The organism is Bacillus pacificus (assembly GCF_020861345.1).
Taxonomy (GTDB): Bacteria; Bacillota; Bacilli; order Bacillales; family Bacillaceae_G; genus Bacillus_A; species Bacillus_A pacificus.
In genome coordinates this window covers 468,638-493,541 of record NZ_CP086328.1, presented here as the reverse complement: position 1 = coordinate 493,541, position 24,904 = coordinate 468,638, and the positions used below count along the sequence as shown (strand labels likewise).

The following is a 24,904-nucleotide window of genomic DNA, read 5'->3' as shown; positions in this document are numbered from 1 at the left end:
CATGTTATTCCATGAGACTTTTATACAATTTCTTATAAGCCAAAGCTGATTTTCCCCAGCTATAATCTTCAGTCATTGCTTGTTTTACAAGCTGCTCCCATACCGGTTTATCATGATAAAATTCAATTGCACGCCGAACCGTGTGCAACATGTCATGTGCATTAAAGTTCGTGAAACTGAAACCATTTCCTTCTCCAGTCTCTTCGTCATAAGATTGTACCGTATCATTTAATCCGCCTGTTTCCCTTACAATTGGAATCGTACCGTACGCTAATGCGATAAGTTGTCCAAGTCCACACGGTTCAAATAGTGATGGCATTAAGAATAAATTACTTCCCGCATATACTTGGTGGGCTAATTCTTCATTAAAGCCAATATACACTTTTACCTTCTCAGGATACTCATATGCCATCCACTCAAAGAATTTCTCATATTCCGAATCACCTGATCCTAAAATAATACATTGTACATCTTCTTCCATTATTTCACGGAATACAGTACGCACTAAATCAAGACCTTTTTGCTTCGTTAATCTCGTTACCATTGAAATAATCGGCGTATCTTCTTTTTCTGGCAAACCAAAATAACGCTGCAACGCGCGTTTATTTTTACTCTTTTCATATAATGAATCTGCATCGTACTGAGCAGTAATATACGAATCCGTTTCTGGATTGTACACGCTCGTATCAATTCCATTTACAATGCCGCTAAGCTTACCATTATATTTTCGCAGTAATCCATCTAACTTCTCACCGAAAAACTCATATTGGATTTCCTCTTTGTATGTCGGGCTAACCGCTGTAATTTGATCAGAAGCGATAATGCCACCCTTCATAAAGTTCACATTCCCATAAAATTCTAACTGCTCACTATGAAAATATTCATCACCAAGTTCTAGCAAGTCGTACATCACTTCAGGAGGAAATACACCTTGGAACTGCAAGTTATGAATCGTATATACCGTTTTAATATGCTCATATAATGGGTTATCTTGATACTTTTCACGTAGTAAGAAATTTACCATAGCTGTATGCCAATCATGGCTATGAAGAACATCCACTTCGAAATCAAGATGAGGAATACACTCTAAAACTGCTTTCGAAAAATAAGAAAAACGCTCTCCGTCATCATAATGACCATACAGAGAATCCCTCTTAAAATAATATTCATTATCTATTAAGTAATACGTAATCCCGTCTTGCTCACCTTTTAAAATTCCGCAATATTGATTTCTCCACCCAAGCGGGACGTTAATTACTTTATGTAGCGTACATCCATCCCTTAATTTTTGCGGAATAAGACTATAATTCGGGAGTATAATACGAACTTCCACACCTAATTTTTTTAGCTCTTTTGGGAGCGCACCTGCTACATCAGCTAATCCTCCCGATTTAACAAATGGTACACATTCTGATACTGCAAATAAAATATTCACTTGTTGTCCCACTGCACGAAAAGCTTATACTACTTCCCTTGCAGCTTCCTCCCTTCGAGTTTTCATTTAAATTAAAACTTTAATCAGTGGAGGAAAAACCCCCACTGATTCCTTAAGAATAACTATTAATCGTACTGTTTTGCACGCTTCCTTTTTCTACAACGTATGGCTCATCGGCGTTTCCTTTTAGTACAACACCGTCACCAATTTTCACATCTTTATCAATAATAACACCGTCTATTATACAGTTATCTCCAATTTGGCTCTTTTGCATAATAATGCTATTACGAACAATTGAACCTTTCCCAATTTTAACAGAACGGGAGACAACACTATTTTCTACTTCACCTTCGATAATACTACCATTTGCAATCATTGTATTTTTCACGACTGCACCCTTTACATAACGAGTTGGTGGCTCATCTTTTACTTTCGTAAAGATTGGTGCTCCTTTCTTAAATAGTTGCTTCCAAATAGCAGGTTGCAAAATTTCTAAGCTATGTTTATAGTAGCTTTCAATTGAATCAATAATAGCTACATATCCTGTATGCTCATACGTAGCAATATGTAGTGATTTTCCGCGCTTTTCTCTCACTACATCGAATAAGCTATATTGCTCCACATCTTTATATGAATCGAATAAATCTAACAATAATTGTTTCTTTAACACGTACGTTTGAAGCGAAACCCCTTCATGGCAAACTTCCGTAATATCAGCTGCCGTATGTATATGTCGCTCTAACACCGCTTGAAAATGTAATGCTGTTACGAGATGGCTATTCGTAATAACGACGTATTCTTCTCTAGCTCTTAGAAAATAATCAATATGTCTTCTAAAATGCGCAAAAGATCCAAATTCATCTTGATCACATTGGCAATTTGGCGGGAATAAAAACAGTCCGTCTCTTTTTCTATCTAAATCCCACTGTTTTCCTGAACCAACGTGGTCCATTAGCGAACGGTTTTTATGGCTAGTAAAAACTGCCACACTATGAATATTAGAATTCACCATATTTGAAAGCATGAAATCAATGAGTCGATAACGGCCCCCAAACGGTAACGCCGCTAGTGAACGATGCCCTGTTACTTTCTTTAAGGAAGGAAAACTTCCCGTTGCATTAATAATTCCTAACATTTTTTCTCCCATTCATTTCATCCCCCTTTTCTATTTCCCTTCAGCAATGAGTACTACATCGTCGACATTTTTTTCTGGACGAATAATTGTTCCATCTTCAATAACCATTTCTGATCCAACGATCGCTCTTTCAATCACAACATTTTTACCAATCTTCGCTCCAGGCATAACGACAGAATCAATAACCATACTACCTTCTTCCACCGTCACTCCTTGGAATAGTACAGAATGCTTCACGTCCCCTTCAATGACGCATCCTTCGTTAATAAGTGATTCTTCTACTTTTGCCTTTTCAGCAATATATTGAGGCGGTTCGTTTGGATTAACAGAATAAATACGCCAATTACGATCGTTTAAATTCAGTGATGTTTCATCGCGAAGTAAATCCATATTCGCTTCCCATAAGCTCTTCACCGTTCCAACATCTTTCCAATACCCTTCAAACGGATACGCCATTAACTTCTTCCCTTCATCTAATAAAAGCGGAAGTACATCTTTTCCGAAATCATTACTAGATTCAGGGTTTCTTGCATCCATTTCTAAATACTCTTTCAAAATTGCCCAGTTAAAAATGTAAATTCCCATTGATGCAAGATTACTTCTTGGAAATTGCGGTTTCTCTTCAAATTCAACAATCTCCATCTCTTCGTTCGTATTCATAATACCGAAACGACTCGCCTCATCCCAAGGCACTTCAATAACAGAAATGGAAACGTCCGCTTCTTTCTCAATATGGTAATCTAGCATTTTACTGTAATCCATTTTATAAATATGGTCGCCTGATAAAATGAGAACATACTCTGGTTCATATTGACTTAAATAGTTTAAGTTTTGATAAATGGCACTTGCCGTACCTGTGTACCACTTCACACCTGAAGACTCCGCATAAGGAGGTAATACTGTGACTCCACCGCTTACTCGGTCTAAATCCCACGCATTGCCGATTCCGATATAATTATGAAGTTCGAGCGGTTGATATTGCGTTAAAATCCCAACCGTTTCAATACCAGAATTTGCGCAGTTACTTAGCGTAAAATCAATAATGCGATATTTACCACCAAATGGAACAGCTGGCTTGGCTAAATTTTTTGTTAATGCACTTAATCGACTACCTTTTCCCCCTGCTAGTAACATTGCTACGCACTTTTGTTTTTGAGCCATCTTGTTTTTTGCTCCCCTTTCTCGTCTTCACTGGTCGTAATATGGATACGCCAAATGGTGGAATTGTAATTTCTACATGTGCTGCTTGATTATGAAACGGCTCTTGAATCGCCTTCAGACGCTTCTTATTTACTTGTCCTGATCCGCCATATTGCTCAGCATCACTGTTTAAAACCTCGTTATAATACTCGAAATCTGGTACACCTACTTTATAGTTTTCATATGTAGCTTTCGTAAAATTACATACGACAACTAACGCATCTTCTTGTTTATCCCCTTGGCGGATAAAAGAGAAAATACTTTGCTCATTATTATTAGCATCAATCCACTGAAATCCTTCAGGCGAATGATCAAGCTGCCAAAGTGGTTTGGAGCGCTTATACAATGCTATGAGCTCTTTAAAGTAATCATGCATATAACGATGCATTTCAAAATCATGTAAATTCCAATCTAAATCTTCAAGGTCTTTCCACTCATCAAACTGCCCGAATTCTCCTCCCATGAAAAGTAATTTCTTTCCTGGGTGAGTAAAGAAATATCCATATAATAAACGAAGTTGAGCAAACTTATCCCAGTAGTCTCCTGGCATTTTATTTAATAACGACTTTTTCCCATGAACGACTTCATCATGAGAAAGCGGTAATATGAAATTTTCAGAGTAAGCATATAGTAAAGAGAACGTCATTTTCTCATGAATATATTTTCTGTACTCTGGCGCACACTCCATATACTTCAGCACGTCATTCATCCAGCCCATATTCCATTTGTAATTGAATCCAAGCCCACCTTCATACGTTGGAGCTGTTACAAGTGGCCAAGCTGTTGAATCCTCTGCTGTCATAAAAAAATCTTCATCCTCTGCAAATACCGCTTCATTTAACTCCCGTAAAAATGAAACAGCGTGCTCATTACTTTGCTCTTGTCCTTCTTTATTCCAGTACAGCATGTTTGCAACTGCATCCACCCTGAAACCATCAATGTGGAAATATCTCATCCAAAATAACGCATTTGAAATTAAGAAATTACGTACTTCCCTCTTTCCTAAATCAAAGTTAACAGTTCCCCATACTGGATTTTCTTGCACATCTTTATCTTTATATTCATAAGTCGGTGTCCCATCAAACAAATATAAACCGTGAGCATCTTTACAAAAATGCCCCGGCACCCAATCTAAAATGACACCGATTCCATATTTATGACATTCATCGACAAAATACATCAAATCATGTGGCGTGCCGAATCTACTCGTTGCGGCATAATATCCCGTTCCTTGATATCCCCAAGAACGATCATACGGATGCTCAACAAGGGGCATAATTTCAATATGTGTAAATTGATGTTCCACCACATAAGGAATGAGTTCTTCTGCCATTTCCCTGTAAGAATACAGCGTTCCATCTTCTTTCTTTTTCCAAGAACCGAAATGCAATTCATAAACTGTCATCGCTTCTTTATAAACCGATTTTTTCTTTTTCTTACGACTCCAGTTTTTATCATTCCATTCGTATCCCTTTATATCAAAAACTACAGATGCCGTATTCGGTCTTACTTCTGCATATACAGCATACGGATCTGCCTTAAAAATGACATCACCAGCCGTCGTTTCAATCGCATATTTATATATTTCTTTTTCTTCAATATGCGGTATAAATAAGGACCAAATTCCCTCTTCTGTCACTTGTAGCATCTTATGTTGCTCATAATCCCATTCATTAAAATCTCCAACAACACTCATTGCTTTCGCATGAGGAGCCCATACTGTAAATCGTACACCTCGCATCTCATCTTCCGTCACAATATGTGCGCCAAAGATGTTATAACTGTCATAGTACTTTTCTGTATGAAACTCATCTCGTTTCACTTCTTCACAATTTATTACACTCAATATGCTCACCTCACTAAGATGACAGAATTTTTTATACTTTACCAATTCTGCGAAAAACTGAAATATCCTTGTTAATTTATAAAAAACATACGTTTTTTTCTTAAAAATGTTGAATTTTTTTCACATTTCTATTTAAAATATCGAATTTTGACGAATATTCATTGAAAACGCTTCATTTTTTACTAGCTTTTCATCTTACTATTTATTTCTCAACATCTATTTTATTAGCTTTATCCCCTTTTTCATGCTATTTTCCACTTGAAATCGCAACAAAATAATCTACCATAAAAAAATGTTTCTCAACATTTTTTGTCACAATTTTATTGAAATGGAAAATTGATAAGCATATACTTGTTCTCAATAAAGAACAGCAACTTTTCGTAACTATAATTCATAGTGGACTACTATGTTTACTTATTTATCCTTGTTACGAACAGTCGCTATAAAAATTTAATTAGGGGGCTTTCTTATGTCATTAAAACAAAAGGTTGGAATGGGAGTTGTCACCGCAACGCTCGGCTTATCCCTTACATTCGGCGGTGTATTCGCCTACTTCAGTGATTCTGAAACATCTAGTAACTCATTTCAAGCTGGAACACTAGACCTTTCTATTAATCCCAGTGTAATCGTTGATGTGAAAGATTTAAAGCCAGGTGATTTTATTGAAAAGAATTTCACGCTTGAAAATAAAGGGTCATTGGATATTGCAAAAGTAGCACTTGAAACATCCTATGAAGTTACAGATGCAAAGAAAAATAATGATGGTGAAGATTTAGGCGATCACATCATCGTCAAATTTTTAGTGAATGATGGAAAACCATCTAATCCAAACGATGATCATGAAATTTTGTGGGAAACAAAACTATCACAATTAAAGACTATGAAACCTGAGGATGTGGCTACTTCTTTAGAACGTCATAACTTAATAGACGGTATTAAATCTGGTGAAACAGATTATTTACACGTGCTCTTCTCCTTTGAAGACAACGAACAAGATCAAAATAAATTCCAGGGTGATTCCTTACAGCTAAACTGGACATTCCATGCAGAGCAAACACCGGGCACAGAGAAATAATTTTTAAAATATAAATTATCGGAGGCTTATACATGAAAAAGAAAAATCGTTTTGTTACCGGAATTGTAACGGCTGGCGTTCTGTTTTCAACTGCCCTTCCGTTCAATGTACTTGCTGAAAATCCTATTAACCAAATTGACTCTTCAAACGCCCAGTCTTTACTATCAAAACTTTCTAAAGAACAGCGTCAGGCATTACAAACGTTAGATGCCAACCCTGGTTTTACGATTTCACCAGATATTAATACAAGTAGTTCCGAACCAGTAAATATCATTGTAGAATTTCAAACGGCTCCAGTAAAGATTAATGAATTAAAACAAAAAGAAAAAGGGTTACAAGCTGCTCCTGAAAATATAAAGGCACGTATTGATCAAGAACATGAGGAATTTCAAAAAGGACTAAAACGTCTTTATCAGTTCAGCCCATCAGTAAAGTCAGGGAATTTCCAGTCCGTACAAATTAAACGTTCTTATAAACATGCGATAAATGGGGTTGCGCTGACGTTACCTGCAAATACAGTGGAAGAATTGTTACGGATTGGCGTTGTAAAACGTATTTGGAAAGATTACGAAGTGAAATTAAATTTACCAAAACAAGCAAAGCAGAAAGCACCTCAAAAACTAACAGATAGCATTCCGCAAATTGGGGTCGATAAGTTACATAGCGAAGGCATTACCGGAAAAGGAATTAAAGTTGGTGTATTAGATACAGGTATTGATTACAATCATCCTGACCTAAAAGACGTATATAAAGGCTATCGCGCAAAACCTGGCGAAGACTCTAGCAAGGTAGATCCAAACTCAGTAAAAGGTTGGGACTTTATTAATAACGATGCAGATCCGATGGAAACAACTTATACAGAGTGGCAACAATCTGGTGCTCCTGAATTTGATGATCGTGGCTCTTCCTTCTACACCGCGCATGGTACTCACGTAGCAGGTATCGTTTCTGCGCAAAAGAAAAACACATCAGATTCCGCAGTAAAAGGTGTTGCACCTGACATTGAACTGTATAACTATCGTGTACTCGGTCCATACGGAAGTGGAGATAGTTCTGGTATTATTGCTGCAATCGATAAATCTATTTCTGACGGCATGAATGTTATTAACTTATCGTTAGGTGACGATAGCAACAATCCACTTGATCCTACGTCTATCGCTGTCAATAACGCGATGCTTTCCGGTGTTGTTACAGTCGTTGCTGCTGGAAACTCTGGTCCAAATCCAGCGACACTCGGATCACCAGGTGCTTCTCCATTTGCGATTACGGTTGGCGCAAGTGATAGCTCTATTTCCTTACCGAAACTATCAGGTCATGCTGGACAATTACAATTTCCTAATCTAATTTTATTCGGCAAAAACTTTACTGATAAAATAGAAGATTTCAAGGGACAAACTTTACCTATTGAATCTGTAGGAATTGGTACGCCTGACGAGTTTAGTAAAAAAGATGTAAAAGGAAAAATCGCTCTCGTTGCACGTGGTACACTGTCATTTGATGAAAAAATTGCGAATGCAAAACAAGCTGGTGCAAAAGCCGTTATTATTTATAACAATGTGGACGGAGAAATTCCTTTCTACGTTGGCGAAAGTACAAAATACATTCCCGCATTCCGCCTAACGAAAGAAGACGGTGAAAAACTAAAAGCTCAAATCGAACAAGGTAATACATCCTTTACCTTTGACGAACTTAGTTATATTCAAACAGAAGGCGATCATCTTGCAGACTTTAGCTCACGCGGTCCTGTTACATCAAATGATGATATTAAACCAGATATTACAGCGCCTGGTGTTGCTGTACTTTCAACAGTACCTGAATATATTAACGACCCACAAGAGGGCGAAAATTATGATGTTTCCTATGAGCGTATGCAAGGAACATCTATGGCTTCTCCTCATATCGCGGGCGTTGCTGCTCTTATTTTACAAGAACACCCAGAATACTCTCCATTCGATGTAAAGACGTCTCTTATGAACACAGCTGATGATTTAAAAGAAAAGTATTCCGTATATGAAGTTGGAGCTGGACGAGTAGATGCGTACAACGCCGTTCATACGGAAACTAGTTTTAAAGTGCTAGATACAACAAAAACAGTTGTAAATGATGAAGTAATTGAAGTACCTGAAGAAACTGGATCCATTGCATTCGGGAAGTTCTATCAAAAAGACGGTGAATCTCTTGAACAAAAACGAAATATAAAAGTACAAAATCATAATAAACAAGAGAAAAAAGAATTTAAAACAGAAATTTCTTATACACCAGCATCTTCTTCTATTAACGACGCTACCGCAAACGGTGTAAAAGTTTCTGTTCCAGAAACAATTACTCTTGATGCTGGCAAATCAGATGAAATTGAAGCAAAAATTAATGTTCCAGCCGGTGTAAAACAAGGCCGATATGAAGGATATATTCATATTACAAATACGAAAAATAAAGAAGAAACGTACCAAATTCCGTTCTCTATTCGTGTATCAGAACCTGGTATTGAAAATGCAATATTATCAAGAAAAGCAATTTCAACTGATACATCTAAATTCAATCCATACCGTGAATCGTATTTGCACGGGGCGTTCCAATTAAACAGCGAACTTGAAACGTTAGATCTTATCGTGAAAGATTCCAAAACAAATAAAGCTCTCGGTTTCCTTGGTACATTAAACACTAGTGGATTAAAAACTGATGTGTATTACTACTTAGATTCATTCTTTAACGGCAGGGTGTATCCTTTTACAAATGATCCTGCAAAACCAATTGGTGATGAGAAAATCGACTTACCAGAAGGTGATTACACAATTGAGTTTGTTGGCTACGATAAAGACGGTAAAGCACGTGTGAAAGGGGATTATGTCGTAATTGATAATACACCGCCAGAAGTGAAATTAACTGGATTACGGCCTGGTATTTATGAATTAAATGAAGAGAACTATACAGTAGAAGACGGTAAAAAAGCACTATGGATTAAAGGAAATGTGTATGATTCGAACGTTGACTACTTAAAAGGAAAAGGATTAAACATTACGCAAGAAGCAAACGGAGTGATGTACTATGATTATTCTCCATACTTGCATAAGTTTTTACCTATTAATGCAAATGGTGACTTTAAAGTTGGCATTACTCCTGAATCCTTTAAAACTGAAGGTCCAATGAATACAGGCGTATATATTTTCGATTATGCAACTGCAGGAGCTGACTATCCGAGCGGTGTAAATAACTATTGGTTTATCCCGCAAGGAGCTCAATATGCGAAAACTAGTTATGATAAAAAAGAAGTATATAAAGGTGATGAATTCACTGTGACGCTAAACGCCAAACATGTGAAACAATTTGTTGCTGGGGAATTTAACGTAAAATTCCTAGAAAAGAACTTCAAATTTGCAAATGCGAAATTAAATCCTGCTTTTGAAAAGCTACTTTTCGAAAAAGGGGTGACCGCAAAAGTAAATGAACCGAAACTAGAAGAAGGTTCTGTTACAGTTGGCGGAGCTATCGATGACAAAAACTTCGCTGGATTAGATGGTGATTTCCCGTTCATTGATGTAACTTTTAAAGTAGAAAATGATGAGTTTTATGAAGCAAATGCTCAATTAGATTTATCAGTGTTCGCTTACTGGAAACAAGGTGAATCAGAGCCAAATAGAATGCGTGTCCTTCAAGATCAAACATTCTCAGTTATGTCTTTAAACTCACTAGTCGAAGGAAGTATTAAACCTGGTGCTTTCTTAAATGAACGCGGATATTTAGATGAAAAATTCGATTATACAAAGCTTGGCGTAAAAGTATATGCAACAGATTCTTACCGTCATAAGTTTGAAGGCTCACTTGATAAATACGGATCCTTCAAACTAAATGGACTTCCTGTTAATAAACGCGACTATAACTTATATGTAGAAGTACCAGGGCATTTAACAAGCCGACTAACCACGAAACTTGGTACTGAAAAAGACGGTAAGCTACTTGGCCAATATTATTATGCACGCTTTGATGAAAACCTTGCAGGTGATGTAAATGGCGATAAAGTAATTGATATAAAAGATGCTGAAATTATCGCTAACAACTACGGTAAAAAAGGACTATCTGTGAAAGACGGCGACCTTAACAAAGATGGTATTGTCGACGAAAAAGATATTCGCTTCGTTGAAAAGAACTTCTTGAAAAAAGGTCCAGATGCATCCAAATCACAAACACCTGTAGAAAAATCAAAAAGCGGTACACTGGCAGATATTTTAAAGAAATTAGGATTGACGCCTAAAAAATGATAATAATAAAGAGCACTCTACGCAAAGTAGAGTGCTCTTTTCTATAAACGACCCTGATCCAGCAAAAGGGGTATATTGGGGATATACAAGGGAAACCGGAAAAGGAATTTATATTAAATTATATATAAATCCAGAAGTAAGAAGTAGTTCCCCACTTCTGGATTATTTAGCAATTATTATAGTACTGGTGCCATTGTTTCTTTTAATACTTTTACAGAATGAGCGAATTTCGCTTTTTCATCCTCATTTAACTCAAGCTCTACGATTTCACGTACACCTTCACGGTTAATTACAGCTGGAACACCTACGTAAGCATCTTTCTCACCGTATTGACCTTCAAGGTATGCAGATACAGTTAATACGCTGTTCTCGTTGTTTAAGATTGCTTTAGTTACACGAAGTAGTGACATACCGATTCCGTAGTAAGTTGCACCTTTACGCTCGATAATATGGTAAGCTGCATCACGTACGTTTTCGAAGATTTTATCTAAGTCTTCTTGTTTGTACTGTTCGTTGTTAGCTAAAATTGTTTCTAGTTTTTGTACACCGATAGTAGCGTGACTCCATACTGGAAGTTCAGTGTCACCGTGTTCACCAACGATGTAAGCATGAACGTTACGTGGATCTACATCTAAGTAGTCACCTAACATGTAACGGAAACGAGCAGAGTCTAAAGTAGTACCCGAACCAATTACGCGCTCTTTTGGTAGACCAGATTCTTTCCAAGTTACGTAAGTTAAAATATCAACTGGGTTAGTTGCGATTAAGAAGATTCCATCGAATCCGCTATCCATAATACCGCGAACGATTTGTTTAAAGATCTTTGTATTTTTTTCAACTAAGTCTAAACGAGTTTCACCTGGCTTTTGTGGTAATCCAGCAGTGATAACTACTAAATCTGCATCTTTACAATCTGCATAGCTACCGCTCCAAACTTTTGTTGGTGATGGAGAGAATGGTACCGCATGGCTTAAGTCCATTGCTTCCCCTTCTGCTTTTGCTTCATTAACATCTACTAATACGAATTCTTCAGCTACACCTTGGTTGATCATTGAGTAAGCGTAACTACAACCTACAGCTCCTGTTCCTACTAATACTACACGATTGATACCTTTTTTCATGGTAATTTCCCCTCTCTATTGTTCACATATATTTTTTTATGATTGTTTAAGTAATTAATTAAAATACTAATTTAATGTTGTTTAACTTCTTTACACTCATATTGTAGCACGTATTATTGTGAATTACTTCACAAATTATGACCTATTTGTGAACTTTTTCACATAGAGTGTAAAGTTATTGGAATAGGTGTGGAATCCATTTCAATGGAGGCGTTTTCTTTAGATTGTGAAAGGGATTTTCTTATGTTTTTGTCGGTAAGTGAAATTATATCGGCGATTTTTAGAATATATCGACTATAACTCCAAATATATCAGCGATTTTTGAAATTTATCGACCGTAACTCAAATTATATCGGCGATTTTTGCAATATATCGACTTACCGACAAAACTCGACAATAATGACAGCATAAAAAAACTGCCTCCAGTAGATCACCTACTGAGAGACAGTTTCTTCTATATATTATTTATTTTCCGCCGTAGCGCCTAATACAGCATCCTTTGTTTGAACAACCCATATTTCAATTTTTATTATTCAACGGTATCTAATAACTCTACAACTAATTCCTTAGGATCTTCCCAGCTATGAGATTTACCCGTTTATCCAAGTGCAGGAGGCTTTAGCATAAGGCCGAGATAAAAATTCAATTTGAGTATGATTTGTTAAGTGAACATTCCTTCATACTCATACAGGTCAAGGTAAACAACATGATTATACTTACAGCTCTCTGTATTCCCAACTGTAACAGCGAATACTTCATCTTTCTTTTAATTCATAAAAAAAAGCAGACTATCCAAAGGCTACTTTTACACAACAAAAAAAGAGATAGCAGATTATGCTATCTCTTTTAGTATGACCCGTACGGGATTCGAACCCGTGTTACCGCCGTGAAAGGGCGGTGTCTTAACCACTTGACCAACGGGCCAATTACTGGCAGAGAAGAAGGGATTCGAACCCTCGCACCGCGTTCGCGATCTACTCCCTTAGCAGGGGAGCCCCTTGAGCCACTTGGGTACTTCTCTATAAATATGGCTCCGCAGGTAGGACTCGAACCTACGACCGATCGGTTAACAGCCGATAGCTCTACCACTGAGCTACTGCGGAACAATTATGGTGGGCCTAAATGGACTCGAACCATCGACCTCACGCTTATCAGGCGTGCGCTCTAACCAGCTGAGCTATAGGCCCATAATTGAAAAGCGGGTGAAGAGAATCGAACTCTCGACCAGAGCTTGGAAGGCTCTTGTTTTACCACTAAACTACACCCGCATTAAATTGTAAATGGTGAGCCATGAAGGACTCGAACCTTCGACCCTCTGATTAAAAGTCAGATGCTCTACCAACTGAGCTAATGGCTCATTTTGAAAGTGGTGCCGGCTAGAGGACTTGAACCCCCAACCTACTGATTACAAGTCAGTTGCTCTACCAATTGAGCTAAGCCGGCTTGCGACTTCAAAATGGTGGCTCGGGACGGAATCGAACCGCCGACACGAGGATTTTCAGTCCTCTGCTCTACCGACTGAGCTACCGAGCCTTTATGTAAAAATGGCGGTCCCGACCGGGGTCGAACCGGCGATCTCCTGCGTGACAGGCAGGCATGTTAACCACTACACCACGGGACCTTGGTTGCGGGGACAGGATTTGAACCTGCGACCTTCGGGTTATGAGCCCGACGAGCTACCAGACTGCTCCACCCCGCGACGATCAAATATTTACTTTAGAAAAAATGGAGGAGGTAGAGGGATTCGAACCCCCGCGCGACTCTCGCCGCCTGTCGGTTTTCAAGACCGATCCCTTCAGCCGAACTTGGGTATACCTCCGAGATATAAACTTCTAATGGTGGACCTTGTAGGACTCGAACCTACGACCGGACGGTTATGAGCCGTCTGCTCTAACCAGCTGAGCTAAAGGTCCTTTATGGTAGCGGCGGAGGGGATCGAACCCCCGACCTCACGGGTATGAACCGTACGCTCTAGCCAGCTGAGCTACACCGCCATAAATGATATTAAGATAAGTGGAGCCTAGCGGGATCGAACCGCTGACCTCCTGCGTGCAAGGCAGGCGCTCTCCCAGCTGAGCTAAGGCCCCATGTTTTTGGGAATATCGGGAAGACAGGATTTGAACCTGCGACCCCCTGGTCCCAAACCAGGTGCTCTACCAAGCTGAGCCACTTCCCGTTAATAAAAGCGCGCCCGAGAGGAGTCGAACCCCTAACCTCTTGATCCGTAGTCAAACGCTCTATCCAATTGAGCTACGGGCGCATATGGTGCCGAGGGCGGGGGTCGAACCCGCACGGTGGTTACCCACCGCAGGATTTTAAGTCCTGTGCGTCTGCCTGTTCCGCCACCCCGGCATGTCATATTGAAAATTGGAGCGGAAGACGGGATTCGAACCCGCGACCCCAACCTTGGCAAGGTTGTATTCTACCACTGAACTACTTCCGCAAGACATGTATGAGTTATTTAATTAAAAGTGCGGGTGAAGGGAGTCGAACCCCCACGCCAAAGGCGCCAGATCCTAAGTCTGGTGCGTCTGCCAATTCCGCCACACCCGCATATTAATTTATTTAAGAAAAATGGGGCGACTGATGGGAATCGAACCCACGAATGCCGGAGCCACAATCCGGTGCGTTAACCACTTCGCCACAACCGCCATAATTTCTGGTGCCGACTAGAGGACTTGAACCCCCAACCTACTGATTACAAGTCAGTTGCTCTACCAATTGAGCTAAGTCGGCTAAATGGTGGAGGATGACGGGATCGAACCGCCGACCCCCTGCTTGTAAGGCAGGTGCTCTCCCAGCTGAGCTAATCCTCCATTTGCCTGGCAACGTCCTACTCTCACAGGGACAATGTCCCAACTACCATCGGCGCTAGAGAGCTTAACTTCCGTGTTCGGTATGGGAACGGGTGTGACCTCTCTGCCATCATTACCAGACTGTATTCATTTAAGACAAGAATTATTGTAACTCATTTAACTTTTAAAGTCAACAAGTTTTTTATATTCTTTCAAAACTAGATAACATTTGCTACATATTATATGGTTAAGTCCTCGATCTATTAGTATTCGTCAGCTCCACATGTCACCATGCTTCCACCTCGAACCTATCAACCTGATCATCTTTCAGGGATCTTACTAGCTTACGCTATGGGAAATCTCATCTTGAGGGGGGCTTCATGCTTAGATGCTTTCAGCACTTATCCCTTCCGCACATAGCTACCCAGCTATGCCCTTGGCAGAACAACTGGTACACCAGCGGTGCGTCCATCCCGGTCCTCTCGTACTAAGGACAGCTCCTCTCAAATTTCCTACGCCCACGACGGATAGGGACCGAACTGTCTCACGACGTTCTGAACCCAGCTCGCGTACCGCTTTAATGGGCGAACAGCCCAACCCTTGGGACCGACTACAGCCCCAGGATGCGATGAGCCGACATCGAGGTGCCAAACCTCCCCGTCGATGTGGACTCTTGGGGGAGATAAGCCTGTTATCCCCGGGGTAGCTTTTATCCGTTGAGCGATGGCCCTTCCATGCGGAACCACCGGATCACTAAGCCCGACTTTCGTCCCTGCTCGACTTGTAGGTCTCGCAGTCAAGCTCCCTTATGCCTTTGCACTCTACGAATGATTTCCAACCATTCTGAGGGAACCTTTGGGCGCCTCCGTTACACTTTAGGAGGCGACCGCCCCAGTCAAACTGCCCACCTGACACTGTCTCCCGGGTCGATAAGACCCGTAGGTTAGAATTTCAATACAGTCAGGGCGGTATCCCACCAGCGCCTCCACCGAAGCTAGCGCTCCGGTTTCAAAGGCTCCCGCCTATCCTGTACAAACTGTACCAAAATTCAATATCAGGCTACAGTAAAGCTCCACGGGGTCTTTCCGTCCTGTCGCGGGTAACCTGCATCTTCACAGGTACTATAATTTCACCGAGTCTCTGGTTGAGACAGTGCCCAAATCGTTACACCTTTCGTGCGGGTCGGAACTTACCCGACAAGGAATTTCGCTACCTTAGGAACGTTATAGTTACGGCCGCCGTTTACTGGGGCTTCAGTTCAGAGCTTCGCTTACGCTAACCCCTCTCCTTAACCTTCCAGCACCGGGCAGGTGTCACCCCCTATACTTCGCCTTACGGCTTCGCAGAGAGCTGTGTTTTTGCTAAACAGTCGCTTGGGCCTATTCACTGCGGCTTTCCGTTAAGAAAGCACCCCTTCTCCCGAAGTTACGGGGTCATTTTGCCGAGTTCCTTAACCAGAGTTCTCTCGCACACCTTAGGATTCTCTCCTCGCCTACCTGTGTCGGTTTGCGGTACAGGCACCTTTATCTCGCTAGAAGCTTTTCTTGGCAGCGGGGAATCAAAGACTTCGCTCCATAAGGAGCTTCCCCATCACAGCTCAGCCTTTACGATAAGCGGATTTGCCTACTTATCAGCCTAACTGCTTGGACGTGCACAACCAATCGCACGCTTCTTCTATCCTTCTGCGTCCCTCCATTGCTCAAACGATAAAGAGGTGGTACAGGAATATCAACCTGTTGTCCATCGCCTACGCCTGTCGGCCTCGGCTTAGGTCCTGACTAACCCTGAGCGGACGAGCCTTCCTCAGGAAACCTTAGGCATTCGGTGGACGGGATTCTCACCCGTCTTTCGCTACTCATACCGGCATTCTCACTTCTAAGCACTCCACCAGTCCTTCCGGTCTGACTTCACTGTCCTTAGAACGCTCCCCTACCACTGATACCATTGGTATCAATCCGCAGCTTCGGTGGTGTATTTAGCCCCGGTACATTTTCGGCGCAGAGTCACTCGACTAGTGAGCTATTACGCACTCTTTAAATGGTGGCTGCTTCTAAGCCAACATCCTAGTTGTCTAAGCAACTCCACATCCTTTTCCACTTAATACACACTTTGGGACATTAGCTGGCGGTCTGGGCTGTTTCCCTTTTGACTACGGATCTTATCACTCGCAGTCTGACTCCTAAGGATAAGTCATTGGCATTCGGAGTTTGACTGAATTCGGTAATCCGATGAGGACCCCTAGTCCAATCAGTGCTCTACCTCCAAGACTCTTACACTTAAGGCTAGCCCTAAAGCTATTTCGGGGAGAACCAGCTATCTCCAGGTTCGATTGGAATTTCTCCGCTACCCACACCTCATCCCCGCACTTTTCAACGTGCGTGGGTTCGGGCCTCCATTCAGTGTTACCTGAACTTCACCCTGGACATGGGTAGATCACCTGGTTTCGGGTCTACGACCACGTACTAAACGCCCTATTCAGACTCGCTTTCGCTGCGGCTCCGCCTCTTCAGCTTAACCTCGCACGGGATCGTAACTCGCCGGTTCATTCTACAAAAGGCACGCCATCACCCATTAACGGGCTCTGACTATTTGTAGGCACACGGTTTCAGGATCTCTTTCACTCCCCTTCCGGGGTGCTTTTCACCTTTCCCTCACGGTACTGGTTCACTATCGATCACTAGGGAGTATTTAGCCTTGGGAGATGGTCCTCCCAGATTCCGACGGAATTTCACGTGTTCCGCCGTACTCAGGATACATTCAAGAGAGAACGAAGTTTCGACTACGGGGTTGTTACCCTCTACGACGGACCTTTCCAGGTCGCTTCGTCTACCTCGTTCCTTTGTAACTCCGTATAGAATGTCCTACAACCCCAAGAGGCAAGCCTCTTGGTTTGGGCTATGTTCCGTTTCGCTCGCCGCTACTCAGGAAATCGCATTTGCTTTCTCTTCCTCCAGGTACTTAGATGTTTCAGTTCCCTGGGTCTGTCTTCCTTACCCTATGTATTCAGATAAGGATACCATACCATTACGTATGGTGGGTTTCCCCATTCGGAAATCTTCGGATCAAAGCTTACTTACAGCTCCCCGAAGCATATCGGCGTTAGTCCCGTCCTTCATCGACTCCTAGTGTCAAGGCATCCACCGTGCGCCCTTTCTAACTTAACCAAACTAAAATTAAAAAATATGAGCTACACTGTTATCTAGTTTTCAAAGAACATACATTTATATATGAGAGATAGTTCTCTCAAAACTGAACAAAACGAAACACGGAAACTTATATTGATGAACAGCGTTCATCAATTCTCCATAGAAAGGAGGTGATCCAGCCGCACCTTCCGATACGGCTACCTTGTTACGACTTCACCCCAATCATCTGTCCCACCTTAGGCGGCTGGCTCCAAAAGGTTACCCCACCGACTTCGGGTGTTACAAACTCTCGTGGTGTGACGGGCGGTGTGTACAAGGCCCGGGAACGTATTCACCGCGGCATGCTGATCCGCGATTACTAGCGATTCCAGCTTCATGTAGGCGAGTTGCAGCCTACAATCCGAACTGAGAACGGTTTTATGAGATTAGCTCCACCTCGCGGTCTTGCAGCTCTTTGTACCGTCCATTGTAGCACGTGTGTAGCCCAGGTCATAAGGGGCATGATGATTTGACGTCATCCCCACCTTCCTCCGGTTTGTCACCGGCAGTCACCTTAGAGTGCCCAACTGAATGATGGCAACTAAGATCAAGGGTTGCGCTCGTTGCGGGACTTAACCCAACATCTCACGACACGAGCTGACGACAACCATGCACCACCTGTCACTCTGCTCCCGAAGGAGAAGCCCTATCTCTAGGGTTGTCAGAGGATGTCAAGACCTGGTAAGGTTCTTCGCGTTGCTTCGAATTAAACCACATGCTCCACCGCTTGTGCGGGCCCCCGTCAATTCCTTTGAGTTTCAGCCTTGCGGCCGTACTCCCCAGGCGGAGTGCTTAATGCGTTAACTTCAGCACTAAAGGGCGGAAACCCTCTAACACTTAGCACTCATCGTTTACGGCGTGGACTACCAGGGTATCTAATCCTGTTTGCTCCCCACGCTTTCGCGCCTCAGTGTCAGTTACAGACCAGAAAGTCGCCTTCGCCACTGGTGTTCCTCCATATCTCTACGCATTTCACCGCTACACATGGAATTCCACTTTCCTCTTCTGCACTCAAGTCTCCCAGTTTCCAATGACCCTCCACGGTTGAGCCGTGGGCTTTCACATCAGACTTAAGAAACCACCTGCGCGCGCTTTACGCCCAATAATTCCGGATAACGCTTGCCACCTACGTATTACCGCGGCTGCTGGCACGTAGTTAGCCGTGGCTTTCTGGTTAGGTACCGTCAAGGTGCCAGCTTATTCAACTAGCACTTGTTCTTCCCTAACAACAGAGTTTTACGACCCGAAAGCCTTCATCACTCACGCGGCGTTGCTCCGTCAGACTTTCGTCCATTGCGGAAGATTCCCTACTGCTGCCTCCCGTAGGAGTCTGGGCCGTGTCTCAGTCCCAGTGTGGCCGATCACCCTCTCAGGTCGGCTACGCATCGTTGCCTTGGTGAGCCGTTACCTCACCAACTAGCTAATGCGACGCGGGTCCATCCATAAGTGACAGCCGAAGCCGCCTTTCAATTTCGAACCATGCGGTTCAAAATGTTATCCGGTATTAGCCCCGGTTTCCCGGAGTTATCCCAGTCTTATGGGCAGGTTACCCACGTGTTACTCACCCGTCCGCCGCTAACTTCATAAGAGCAAGCTCTTAATCCATTCGCTCGACTTGCATGTATTAGGCACGCCGCCAGCGTTCATCCTGAGCCAGGATCAAACTCTCCAATAAAGTTAGTTTGTCTAGCATCTAAAATAAAAATTGACGTTTCACGTTGTTTGTTTCGTTCAGTTTTCAAAGAACTACTTGGTCGCTCATTTGCGACTCCCTTATGTTAACATCTTCGTTTTTCGATGTCAACTAAGTTTTTCAATTTCTTTTTTGTCGTTTTCTGCGTTTCCGCATCAGCGACGGTTATTAATATATCATGGTGAAAAATGAAATGCAACACCTTTTATAAACTTTTTTCAAATTAACTACATTTCTTTTTTTATATCATATACTTAAACGAAATATCTCTTTCATTTCTAAGAGATTCCTACATATATTCTATATAAAGTCACTCTACCCAAAAACATTTCTTTCTATAATAAATGTTTTATTCATATACCATATCATACAAGGAGGAATACATATGGACTATACCGATTTATTAATTAAACTAGGTCTCTCGGCTATTTTAGGATTCGCCATCGGTTTAGAGCGCGAATTAAAACGGAAACCACTTGGTTTAAAAACATGCTTAGTTATTTCTATCATTAGTTGCCTCCTGACGATTGTTTCTATTAAAGCAGCTTACAATTTACCACATACTGATCATATGAATATGGATCCACTTCGACTTGCCGCTCAAATTGTATCAGGGATTGGTTTTTTAGGTGCTGGTGTTATTTTAAGAAGAGGAAACGATAGTATTGCAGGACTAACGACTGCCGCTATGATCTGGGGCGCATCTGGTATTGGTATTGCTGTTGGAGCTGGATTTTATATCGAAGCAATTTTCGGAATGTGTTTCCTTATGATTAGCGTTGAACTTATACCGTTAACAATGAAATTTGTAGGACCTAGGTCATTTCGTCAACGTGATATCGCAGTAAAACTTGTTGTGCGAAATATGGACAATATCCCGGTTGTAATTGAAGAAATAAAAGAAATGGATATAAAAGTGAAGAATATGAAGCTTAAAACGTTAGAAAATGGTTCTCACTATTTGCATCTTAAATTATGTATCGATCAAAAAAGACATACTGCTGATGTTTACTATGCTCTCCAGCATCTTGAAAGTGTTCAACAAACTGAAGTGGAAAGTATGTAACGTAAAACAAACTCTCTTTTCAATTAGAGAGTTTTTCTTTTTTCTATAATGGTAACAATGAATGTAGTCTTGCAAAGTAAGGAGGAATAGGCAATTGAAATCCCGTCCAAATTTAGTAGATACATTTCGTGATTCCATTATTTTTCGTTTAATTTGCTTTATTATTGTACTTACTGCTTTTTCCGGCTTTCTTATACATAGATTAGAACCATCCCACTTCACTACGTGGTTTGATGGAGTTTGGTGGTCGATCGTTACCATTTTCACTGTTGGCTACGGTGACTTTGCCCCTCATACACTAATGGGCAAACTTATCGGTATAGGTATTATTTTATTAGGAACCGGATTTTGTTCTTATTATATGGTGCTGTTCGCTACTGAAATGATTAGTAAACAATATATGAAGATTAAAGGAGAAGAAGCTGCAACTTCTAACGGTCATATGATTATCGTCGGCTGGAACGAACGGGCAAAGCACGTTGTAAAACAAATGCACGTATTACAGCCGAACCTTGATATCGTTTTAATTGATGAAACACTTTCTTTACTGCCAAAACCATTTCATCATTTAGAATTTATAAAGGGGTGCCCCCATCACGATCAAACGCTATTAAAAGCTAATATTACAACGGCTCACACTATATTAATAACAGCTGATAAAGAAAAAAACGAAAGCTTAGCGGATACACAGTCCATTTTAAATATTTTAACTGCAAAAGGGCTCAACCCAAACATTCACTGCATCGCTGAACTTCTTACTTCTGAACAAATACAAAATGCAACGAGAGCTGGCGTGTCAGAAATTATAGAAGGAAATAAATTAACGAGCTATGTATTTACCGCTTCTCTTTTATTTCCTTCCATTTCAGGTGTACTATTTTCACTTTACGACGAAATCTCTGATAATAAATTACAACTGATGGAGCTTCCCCCATCCTGCACTGGACAAACTTTTGCAAATTGTAGCTATACTCTTTTAAAGCAAAACATTCTCTTACTAGGTATAAAGCGCGACGAACAATATATGATTAACCCAGTTCATTCTTTTGTTCTCATTGAAAGCGACATACTCATTGTTATTCATCATTAGTAAAATGACGCTCTAGTTCCTGCATGAGCACTTTCCCAATATTGATATATTTTCTTTTTACATCTCCATCTGGATCTTTCGGCTCAGCAAATTGATCCAATCCACTCGTACCGGCTGTTAACGTATTTACATGATCATCTAGTTCGTCTTGATATACGTGCGAAAGAATATACGGCGTTTCAAGACGGACTATTACGCCTGGCACATCTAATTCACCATTCACCGCTGTAAAGGGCACTCGCAGAAATTGATAGCCATCTTCTTCATCAATTTTATAATCAAAGCATCCTTTATCATAATCCCAATTGCCACCAATGCTATATCCGAGTGGCTTCATGATTTCTTCTAACTTATATAACGCATATGTACGTCCTTCTAAATTTGATTGAATCGGAATCAAGTCCATCCCTCCTAGACTTTTTCCTTAGCATACCCACTCTAGTTTGAATATACTGATGGACTTTTCGATGAAATAATAAAAAGCGGCCGGATCCGGCCGCTTTTTATTATTTTAAACGCTCTTCTAATTCTGCTTTTAATTCTTCAAATCCTGGTTTACCAAGTAAAGCAAACATGTTTTTCTTGTATGCTTCTACTCCTGGTTGGTCAAATGGATTTACGCCTAATAAGTAGCCGCTCATCGCACATGCTTTTTCGAAGAAGTATACAAGGTAACCAAATGTGTACTCATTTAATTCAGGAATATTTACGATTAAGTTTGGTACTCCGCCATCGCTATGTGCAAGTAATGTACCTTCGTATGCTTTCGTGTTTACGAAGTCTACAGTTTCACCAGCAAGGTAATTTAATCCATCTAAATCGTTTTCTTCTGATTCGATTGTTAGTTCATGTGTAGGTTTACCTACTTTTAGAACTGTTTCAAATAATTCACGACGACCTTCTTGAACGTATTGACCTAATGAGTGTAAGTCAGTTGAGAAGTTTGCTGAAGATGGGAAAATACCTTTTTGATCTTTTCCTTCACTTTCACCAAATAACTGTTTCCACCACTCAGCGAAGTATTGAAGTGCTGGCTCATAGTTAACAAGCATTTCAATTGTTTTTCCTTTATTGTATAAAGCGTTACGAACTACTGCATATTGGTAAGCTGGGTTTTCTTCTAGTTCTGATGTTCCGAAGTCATCATGACCAGCAGCTGCACCTTTCATCATCTCTTCAATATTTAAGCCACTCACTGCGATTGGTAATAAACCAACTGGCGTTAATACAGAGAAACGTCCTCCAACATCATCTGGAATAACGAATGTTTCGTAACCTTCATTATCAGCTAATGTTTTTAATGCACCACGCGCTTTATCTGTCGTTGCATAAATACGTTTGCGAGCTTCTTCTTTTCCATATTTTTCTTCTAACAACTTACGGAAAATACGGAATGCTAGTGCAGGCTCTGTTGTTGTACCTGATTTGGAAATAACGTTAATAGAGAAGTCTTTACCTTCTAATACATCCATTAAATCTTTCATGTAAGTGGAGCTAATGTTTTGTCCAACAAATAGCACTTGTGGAGTTTTACGTTGTTCTTTAGAAAGTGTGTTGTAGAAAGAATGGTTTAACATTTCAATTGCTGCACGTGCTCCTAGGTAAGAACCACCGATACCTACAACAAGTAAAATGTCAGAGTCATTTTTAATTTTTTCTGCGCATTTTTGAATGCGAGCAAATTCTTCTTTGTCATATTGAAGCGGAAGGTCTACCCACCCAAGGAAATCGTTCCCAGCTCCAGTTTTTTCGTGGATTGCGTGATGTGTTACTTTCACTGCATCACGTAAATAAGTGATTTCATGTTCACCGATGAAGGATAACGCTTTAGAATAGTCGAACGTTACATGTGTACTCATCTTTTTCCCTCCAATTATGGATATGTATTTCTGTATTCACTTTAGCGAAACTGAAGTTGTAAATCAAGCGATTAGCCAATTGTAAACGCAACCAATATATATTTTTTAAAAAAAGTTCATTTTTTGCATAAAAATTCGCATTTTTCGGTATAGATGTATATACATCCTGTTTCAAACATTTTTTATGTATAAAAACAACATAACTACACCATTCTATAAAAGAGTTAATTAACTCATCGCTTGCTCATGCTTCACAATTAAGGGGGGCTTTTTCATGAGTACTTTGCAACGTATCGCATTAGTCTTTACTGTAATTGGCGCTGTGAACTGGGGATTAATCGGGTTCTTCCAGTTTGACTTAGTGGCAGCTATTTTCGGTGGACAAAACTCAGCTCTTGCACGTATTATTTACGGCATCGTCGGTATTTCTGGGCTGATCAATCTTGGTTTACTCTTTAAACCATCAGAAAATCTTGGTACTCACCCAGAAACGAACGAAATTCGCTAGTCAGTATGTCCTTACTCACCTTCGACATACGAATATGATTGCATGCAATCATATTTGCAAATATATATCATAAGAAAAAGTAAAAGAGGAACGCTCATATGCGCTCCTCTTTTACTTTGTTAACTCGGACTCTTCAATCCATTCTGTTAGCTTTTCTCGCAGCGTATTAAATCCGTCCTTAGATGGATTCGGTATAAGAATCCGTCCTTGTTTTCTTTTCGCCGCTTTTAACGATAAACTCATTTTTCTGTGTTCTTCATCAATTGAAAGTACTTTTACTTCTACTGTATCGCCGACTTTTAAAAAGTCATGAATATCCTTTACATATCCATTTGTAATTTCAGATATATGCACAAGTCCTTGTGTTTCTGCATCTAACGCTACAAATGCACCGTAATCTTGAATCCCAGTCACTTTCCCTGTTACAACCACTCCTGTTGTATATTGTTCTGACATATGAAACACTCCCATACGTTTACCATTTTCTCTACAATTGTAGATAGCAAAGCAGATGATTTATTGTTAAATATCCGATTAGTTAATACGTACCCTAAGTAAAGCAACTCAAGATACGCATACCTTATATTAGTAAATTATACCACTATGACAGAGCTCATTCAAAATTCATGAAAAAATTTCC

Annotated in this window: 13 protein-coding genes, 22 tRNA genes, 3 rRNA genes and 1 pseudogene; 6 read left to right on the top strand and 33 right to left on the bottom strand. The window is 40.6% G+C overall.

Annotated features, from left to right (window positions below; all coding sequences use genetic code 11):
- Positions 1–4 precede the first annotated feature (4 nt).
- The 4 genes from glgA to glgB form a co-directional block, all read right to left on the bottom strand.
- On the bottom strand, positions 5–1,435 hold the full coding sequence (gene glgA / locus LMD38_RS02530; RefSeq protein WP_062822648.1) for a glycogen synthase GlgA: 1,431 nt from the start codon (positions 1,433–1,435) through the stop codon (positions 5–7).
- Between the two features lie 112 nt (positions 1,436–1,547).
- Complete coding sequence (glgD, locus tag LMD38_RS02525) at positions 1,548–2,582, bottom strand: glucose-1-phosphate adenylyltransferase subunit GlgD (RefSeq protein ID WP_062822587.1); 1,035 nt, start codon at positions 2,580–2,582, stop codon at positions 1,548–1,550.
- Positions 2,583–2,600: 18 nt separating this feature from the next.
- Complete coding sequence (gene glgC, locus LMD38_RS02520) at positions 2,601–3,731, bottom strand: glucose-1-phosphate adenylyltransferase (protein ID WP_000057613.1); 1,131 nt, start codon at positions 3,729–3,731, stop codon at positions 2,601–2,603.
- A complete protein-coding gene (glgB, locus tag LMD38_RS02515) occupies positions 3,679–5,616 on the bottom strand; it encodes a 1,4-alpha-glucan branching protein GlgB (protein ID WP_062822586.1) in 1,938 nt (645 codons plus the stop codon). The genes glgC and glgB overlap by 53 nt, the downstream gene beginning before the upstream one ends.
- Positions 5,617–6,085: 469 nt before the next feature.
- On the opposite strand from glgB, the gene LMD38_RS02510 reads away from it, so the two are divergent.
- Entirely contained in the window at positions 6,086–6,691 is a 606-nt protein-coding gene (locus tag LMD38_RS02510) for a CalY family protein (RefSeq protein ID WP_000053953.1), read from the top strand.
- A gap of 32 nt (positions 6,692–6,723) precedes the next feature.
- Positions 6,724–10,947 (top strand): S8 family serine peptidase, encoded by a 4,224-nt coding sequence (locus tag LMD38_RS02505; protein WP_062822585.1) that lies wholly within the window; start codon positions 6,724–6,726, stop codon positions 10,945–10,947.
- A gap of 176 nt (positions 10,948–11,123) precedes the next feature.
- Here the strand turns inward: LMD38_RS02505 and LMD38_RS02500 are convergent, their stop codons facing one another.
- Positions 11,124–12,068, bottom strand: a complete 945-nt coding sequence (locus LMD38_RS02500; protein WP_000715338.1) for an L-lactate dehydrogenase — start codon at positions 12,066–12,068, stop codon at positions 11,124–11,126.
- Between the two features lie 596 nt (positions 12,069–12,664).
- On the opposite strand from LMD38_RS02500, the pseudogene LMD38_RS02495 reads away from it, so the two are divergent.
- Positions 12,665–12,820, top strand: a pseudogene (locus LMD38_RS02495) (IS4 family transposase); the annotation flags it as partial.
- 100 nt (positions 12,821–12,920) lie between these two features.
- On the opposite strand, the gene LMD38_RS02490 reads toward LMD38_RS02495, so the two are convergent.
- From LMD38_RS02490 to LMD38_RS02370, 25 genes are all read right to left on the bottom strand, one after another.
- Positions 12,921–12,992, bottom strand: a tRNA-Glu gene (locus LMD38_RS02490).
- 6 nt (positions 12,993–12,998) lie between these two features.
- Positions 12,999–13,089, bottom strand: a tRNA-Ser gene (locus LMD38_RS02485).
- Between the two features lie 7 nt (positions 13,090–13,096).
- Positions 13,097–13,171, bottom strand: a tRNA-Asn gene (locus LMD38_RS02480).
- A gap of 7 nt (positions 13,172–13,178) precedes the next feature.
- Positions 13,179–13,255: transfer RNA gene (locus LMD38_RS02475), tRNA-Ile, on the bottom strand.
- Between the two features lie 10 nt (positions 13,256–13,265).
- Positions 13,266–13,336, bottom strand: a tRNA-Gly gene (locus LMD38_RS02470).
- 13 nt (positions 13,337–13,349) lie between these two features.
- Positions 13,350–13,425: transfer RNA gene (locus LMD38_RS02465), tRNA-Lys, on the bottom strand.
- Between the two features lie 10 nt (positions 13,426–13,435).
- Positions 13,436–13,511, bottom strand: a tRNA-Thr gene (locus LMD38_RS02460).
- 14 nt (positions 13,512–13,525) lie between these two features.
- Positions 13,526–13,601: transfer RNA gene (locus LMD38_RS02455), tRNA-Phe, on the bottom strand.
- A 12-nt stretch (positions 13,602–13,613) separates the two neighbouring features.
- Positions 13,614–13,689 (bottom strand) — tRNA-Asp (locus LMD38_RS02450).
- 1 nt (position 13,690) lies between these two features.
- Positions 13,691–13,767, bottom strand: a tRNA-Met gene (locus LMD38_RS02445).
- A gap of 27 nt (positions 13,768–13,794) precedes the next feature.
- Positions 13,795–13,887: transfer RNA gene (locus LMD38_RS02440), tRNA-Ser, on the bottom strand.
- Between the two features lie 17 nt (positions 13,888–13,904).
- Positions 13,905–13,981, bottom strand: a tRNA-Ile gene (locus tag LMD38_RS02435).
- Positions 13,982–13,985: 4 nt separating this feature from the next.
- Positions 13,986–14,062 (bottom strand) — tRNA-Met (locus tag LMD38_RS02430).
- A 20-nt stretch (positions 14,063–14,082) separates the two neighbouring features.
- A tRNA-Ala gene (locus tag LMD38_RS02425) sits at positions 14,083–14,155 on the bottom strand.
- Between the two features lie 15 nt (positions 14,156–14,170).
- Positions 14,171–14,244, bottom strand: a tRNA-Pro gene (locus LMD38_RS02420).
- A gap of 10 nt (positions 14,245–14,254) precedes the next feature.
- Positions 14,255–14,328 (bottom strand) — tRNA-Arg (locus LMD38_RS02415).
- Positions 14,329–14,331: 3 nt separating this feature from the next.
- Positions 14,332–14,420: transfer RNA gene (locus tag LMD38_RS02410), tRNA-Leu, on the bottom strand.
- Positions 14,421–14,436: 16 nt separating this feature from the next.
- Positions 14,437–14,511: transfer RNA gene (locus tag LMD38_RS02405), tRNA-Gly, on the bottom strand.
- 29 nt (positions 14,512–14,540) lie between these two features.
- Positions 14,541–14,621 (bottom strand) — tRNA-Leu (locus LMD38_RS02400).
- A gap of 22 nt (positions 14,622–14,643) precedes the next feature.
- A tRNA-His gene (locus LMD38_RS02395) sits at positions 14,644–14,719 on the bottom strand.
- Positions 14,720–14,728: 9 nt separating this feature from the next.
- A tRNA-Thr gene (locus tag LMD38_RS02390) sits at positions 14,729–14,804 on the bottom strand.
- Between the two features lie 4 nt (positions 14,805–14,808).
- Positions 14,809–14,884 (bottom strand) — tRNA-Val (locus LMD38_RS02385).
- Positions 14,885–14,888: 4 nt separating this feature from the next.
- A 5S ribosomal RNA gene (rrf, locus tag LMD38_RS02380) occupies positions 14,889–15,004 on the bottom strand.
- Between the two features lie 102 nt (positions 15,005–15,106).
- Positions 15,107–18,027 (bottom strand): 23S ribosomal RNA (locus tag LMD38_RS02375).
- A gap of 145 nt (positions 18,028–18,172) precedes the next feature.
- Positions 18,173–19,723 (bottom strand): 16S ribosomal RNA (locus LMD38_RS02370).
- Together the 16S, 23S and 5S rRNA genes with 22 tRNA genes alongside form the textbook arrangement of a ribosomal RNA operon.
- A gap of 403 nt (positions 19,724–20,126) precedes the next feature.
- Between LMD38_RS02370 and LMD38_RS02365 the strand changes: the two genes are divergently transcribed.
- Positions 20,127–20,807, top strand: coding sequence for an MgtC/SapB family protein (locus LMD38_RS02365; protein WP_000386681.1), 681 nt, complete (start codon positions 20,127–20,129; stop codon positions 20,805–20,807).
- 94 nt (positions 20,808–20,901) lie between these two features.
- Positions 20,902–21,897 (top strand): ion channel, encoded by a 996-nt coding sequence (locus tag LMD38_RS02360; protein WP_016718786.1) that lies wholly within the window; start codon positions 20,902–20,904, stop codon positions 21,895–21,897.
- On the opposite strand, the gene LMD38_RS02355 is transcribed toward LMD38_RS02360, so the two are convergent.
- Both LMD38_RS02355 and LMD38_RS02350 read right to left on the bottom strand, forming a co-directional pair.
- Entirely contained in the window at positions 21,884–22,297 is a 414-nt protein-coding gene (locus LMD38_RS02355) for a YugN-like family protein (protein WP_016718787.1), read from the bottom strand. The genes LMD38_RS02360 and LMD38_RS02355 overlap by 14 nt on opposite strands.
- A gap of 106 nt (positions 22,298–22,403) precedes the next feature.
- Positions 22,404–23,756, bottom strand: a complete 1,353-nt coding sequence (locus LMD38_RS02350) for a glucose-6-phosphate isomerase (protein ID WP_062822302.1) — start codon at positions 23,754–23,756, stop codon at positions 22,404–22,406.
- 274 nt (positions 23,757–24,030) lie between these two features.
- On the opposite strand from LMD38_RS02350, the gene LMD38_RS02345 reads away from it, so the two are divergent.
- Positions 24,031–24,264, top strand: a complete 234-nt coding sequence (locus tag LMD38_RS02345) for a DUF378 domain-containing protein (protein ID WP_000105788.1) — start codon at positions 24,031–24,033, stop codon at positions 24,262–24,264.
- A gap of 111 nt (positions 24,265–24,375) precedes the next feature.
- Here the strand turns inward: LMD38_RS02345 and yugI are convergent, their stop codons facing one another.
- A complete protein-coding gene (gene yugI / locus LMD38_RS02340; protein ID WP_000003767.1) occupies positions 24,376–24,720 on the bottom strand; it encodes a S1 domain-containing post-transcriptional regulator GSP13 in 345 nt (114 codons plus the stop codon).
- Positions 24,721–24,904 lie beyond the last annotated feature (184 nt).

What these genes read in the sequence shown, in the direction of transcription:
- glgD (WP_062822587.1), bottom strand. Translation starts at nt 2,582, where the DNA reads ATGGGAGAAAAAATGTTAGGAATTATTAATGCAACGGGAAGTTTTCCT.
- glgC (WP_000057613.1), bottom strand. Translation starts at nt 3,731, where the DNA reads ATGGCTCAAAAACAAAAGTGCGTAGCAATGTTACTAGCAGGGGGAAAA.
- LMD38_RS02510 (WP_000053953.1), top strand. Translation starts at nt 6,086, where the DNA reads ATGTCATTAAAACAAAAGGTTGGAATGGGAGTTGTCACCGCAACGCTC.
- LMD38_RS02505 (WP_062822585.1), top strand. Translation starts at nt 6,724, where the DNA reads ATGAAAAAGAAAAATCGTTTTGTTACCGGAATTGTAACGGCTGGCGTT.
- LMD38_RS02500 (WP_000715338.1), bottom strand. Translation starts at nt 12,068, where the DNA reads ATGAAAAAAGGTATCAATCGTGTAGTATTAGTAGGAACAGGAGCTGTA.
- LMD38_RS02365 (WP_000386681.1), top strand. Translation starts at nt 20,127, where the DNA reads ATGGACTATACCGATTTATTAATTAAACTAGGTCTCTCGGCTATTTTA.
- LMD38_RS02350 (WP_062822302.1), bottom strand. Translation starts at nt 23,756, where the DNA reads ATGAGTACACATGTAACGTTCGACTATTCTAAAGCGTTATCCTTCATC.
- LMD38_RS02345 (WP_000105788.1), top strand. Translation starts at nt 24,031, where the DNA reads ATGAGTACTTTGCAACGTATCGCATTAGTCTTTACTGTAATTGGCGCT.
- yugI (WP_000003767.1), bottom strand. Translation starts at nt 24,720, where the DNA reads ATGTCAGAACAATATACAACAGGAGTGGTTGTAACAGGGAAAGTGACT.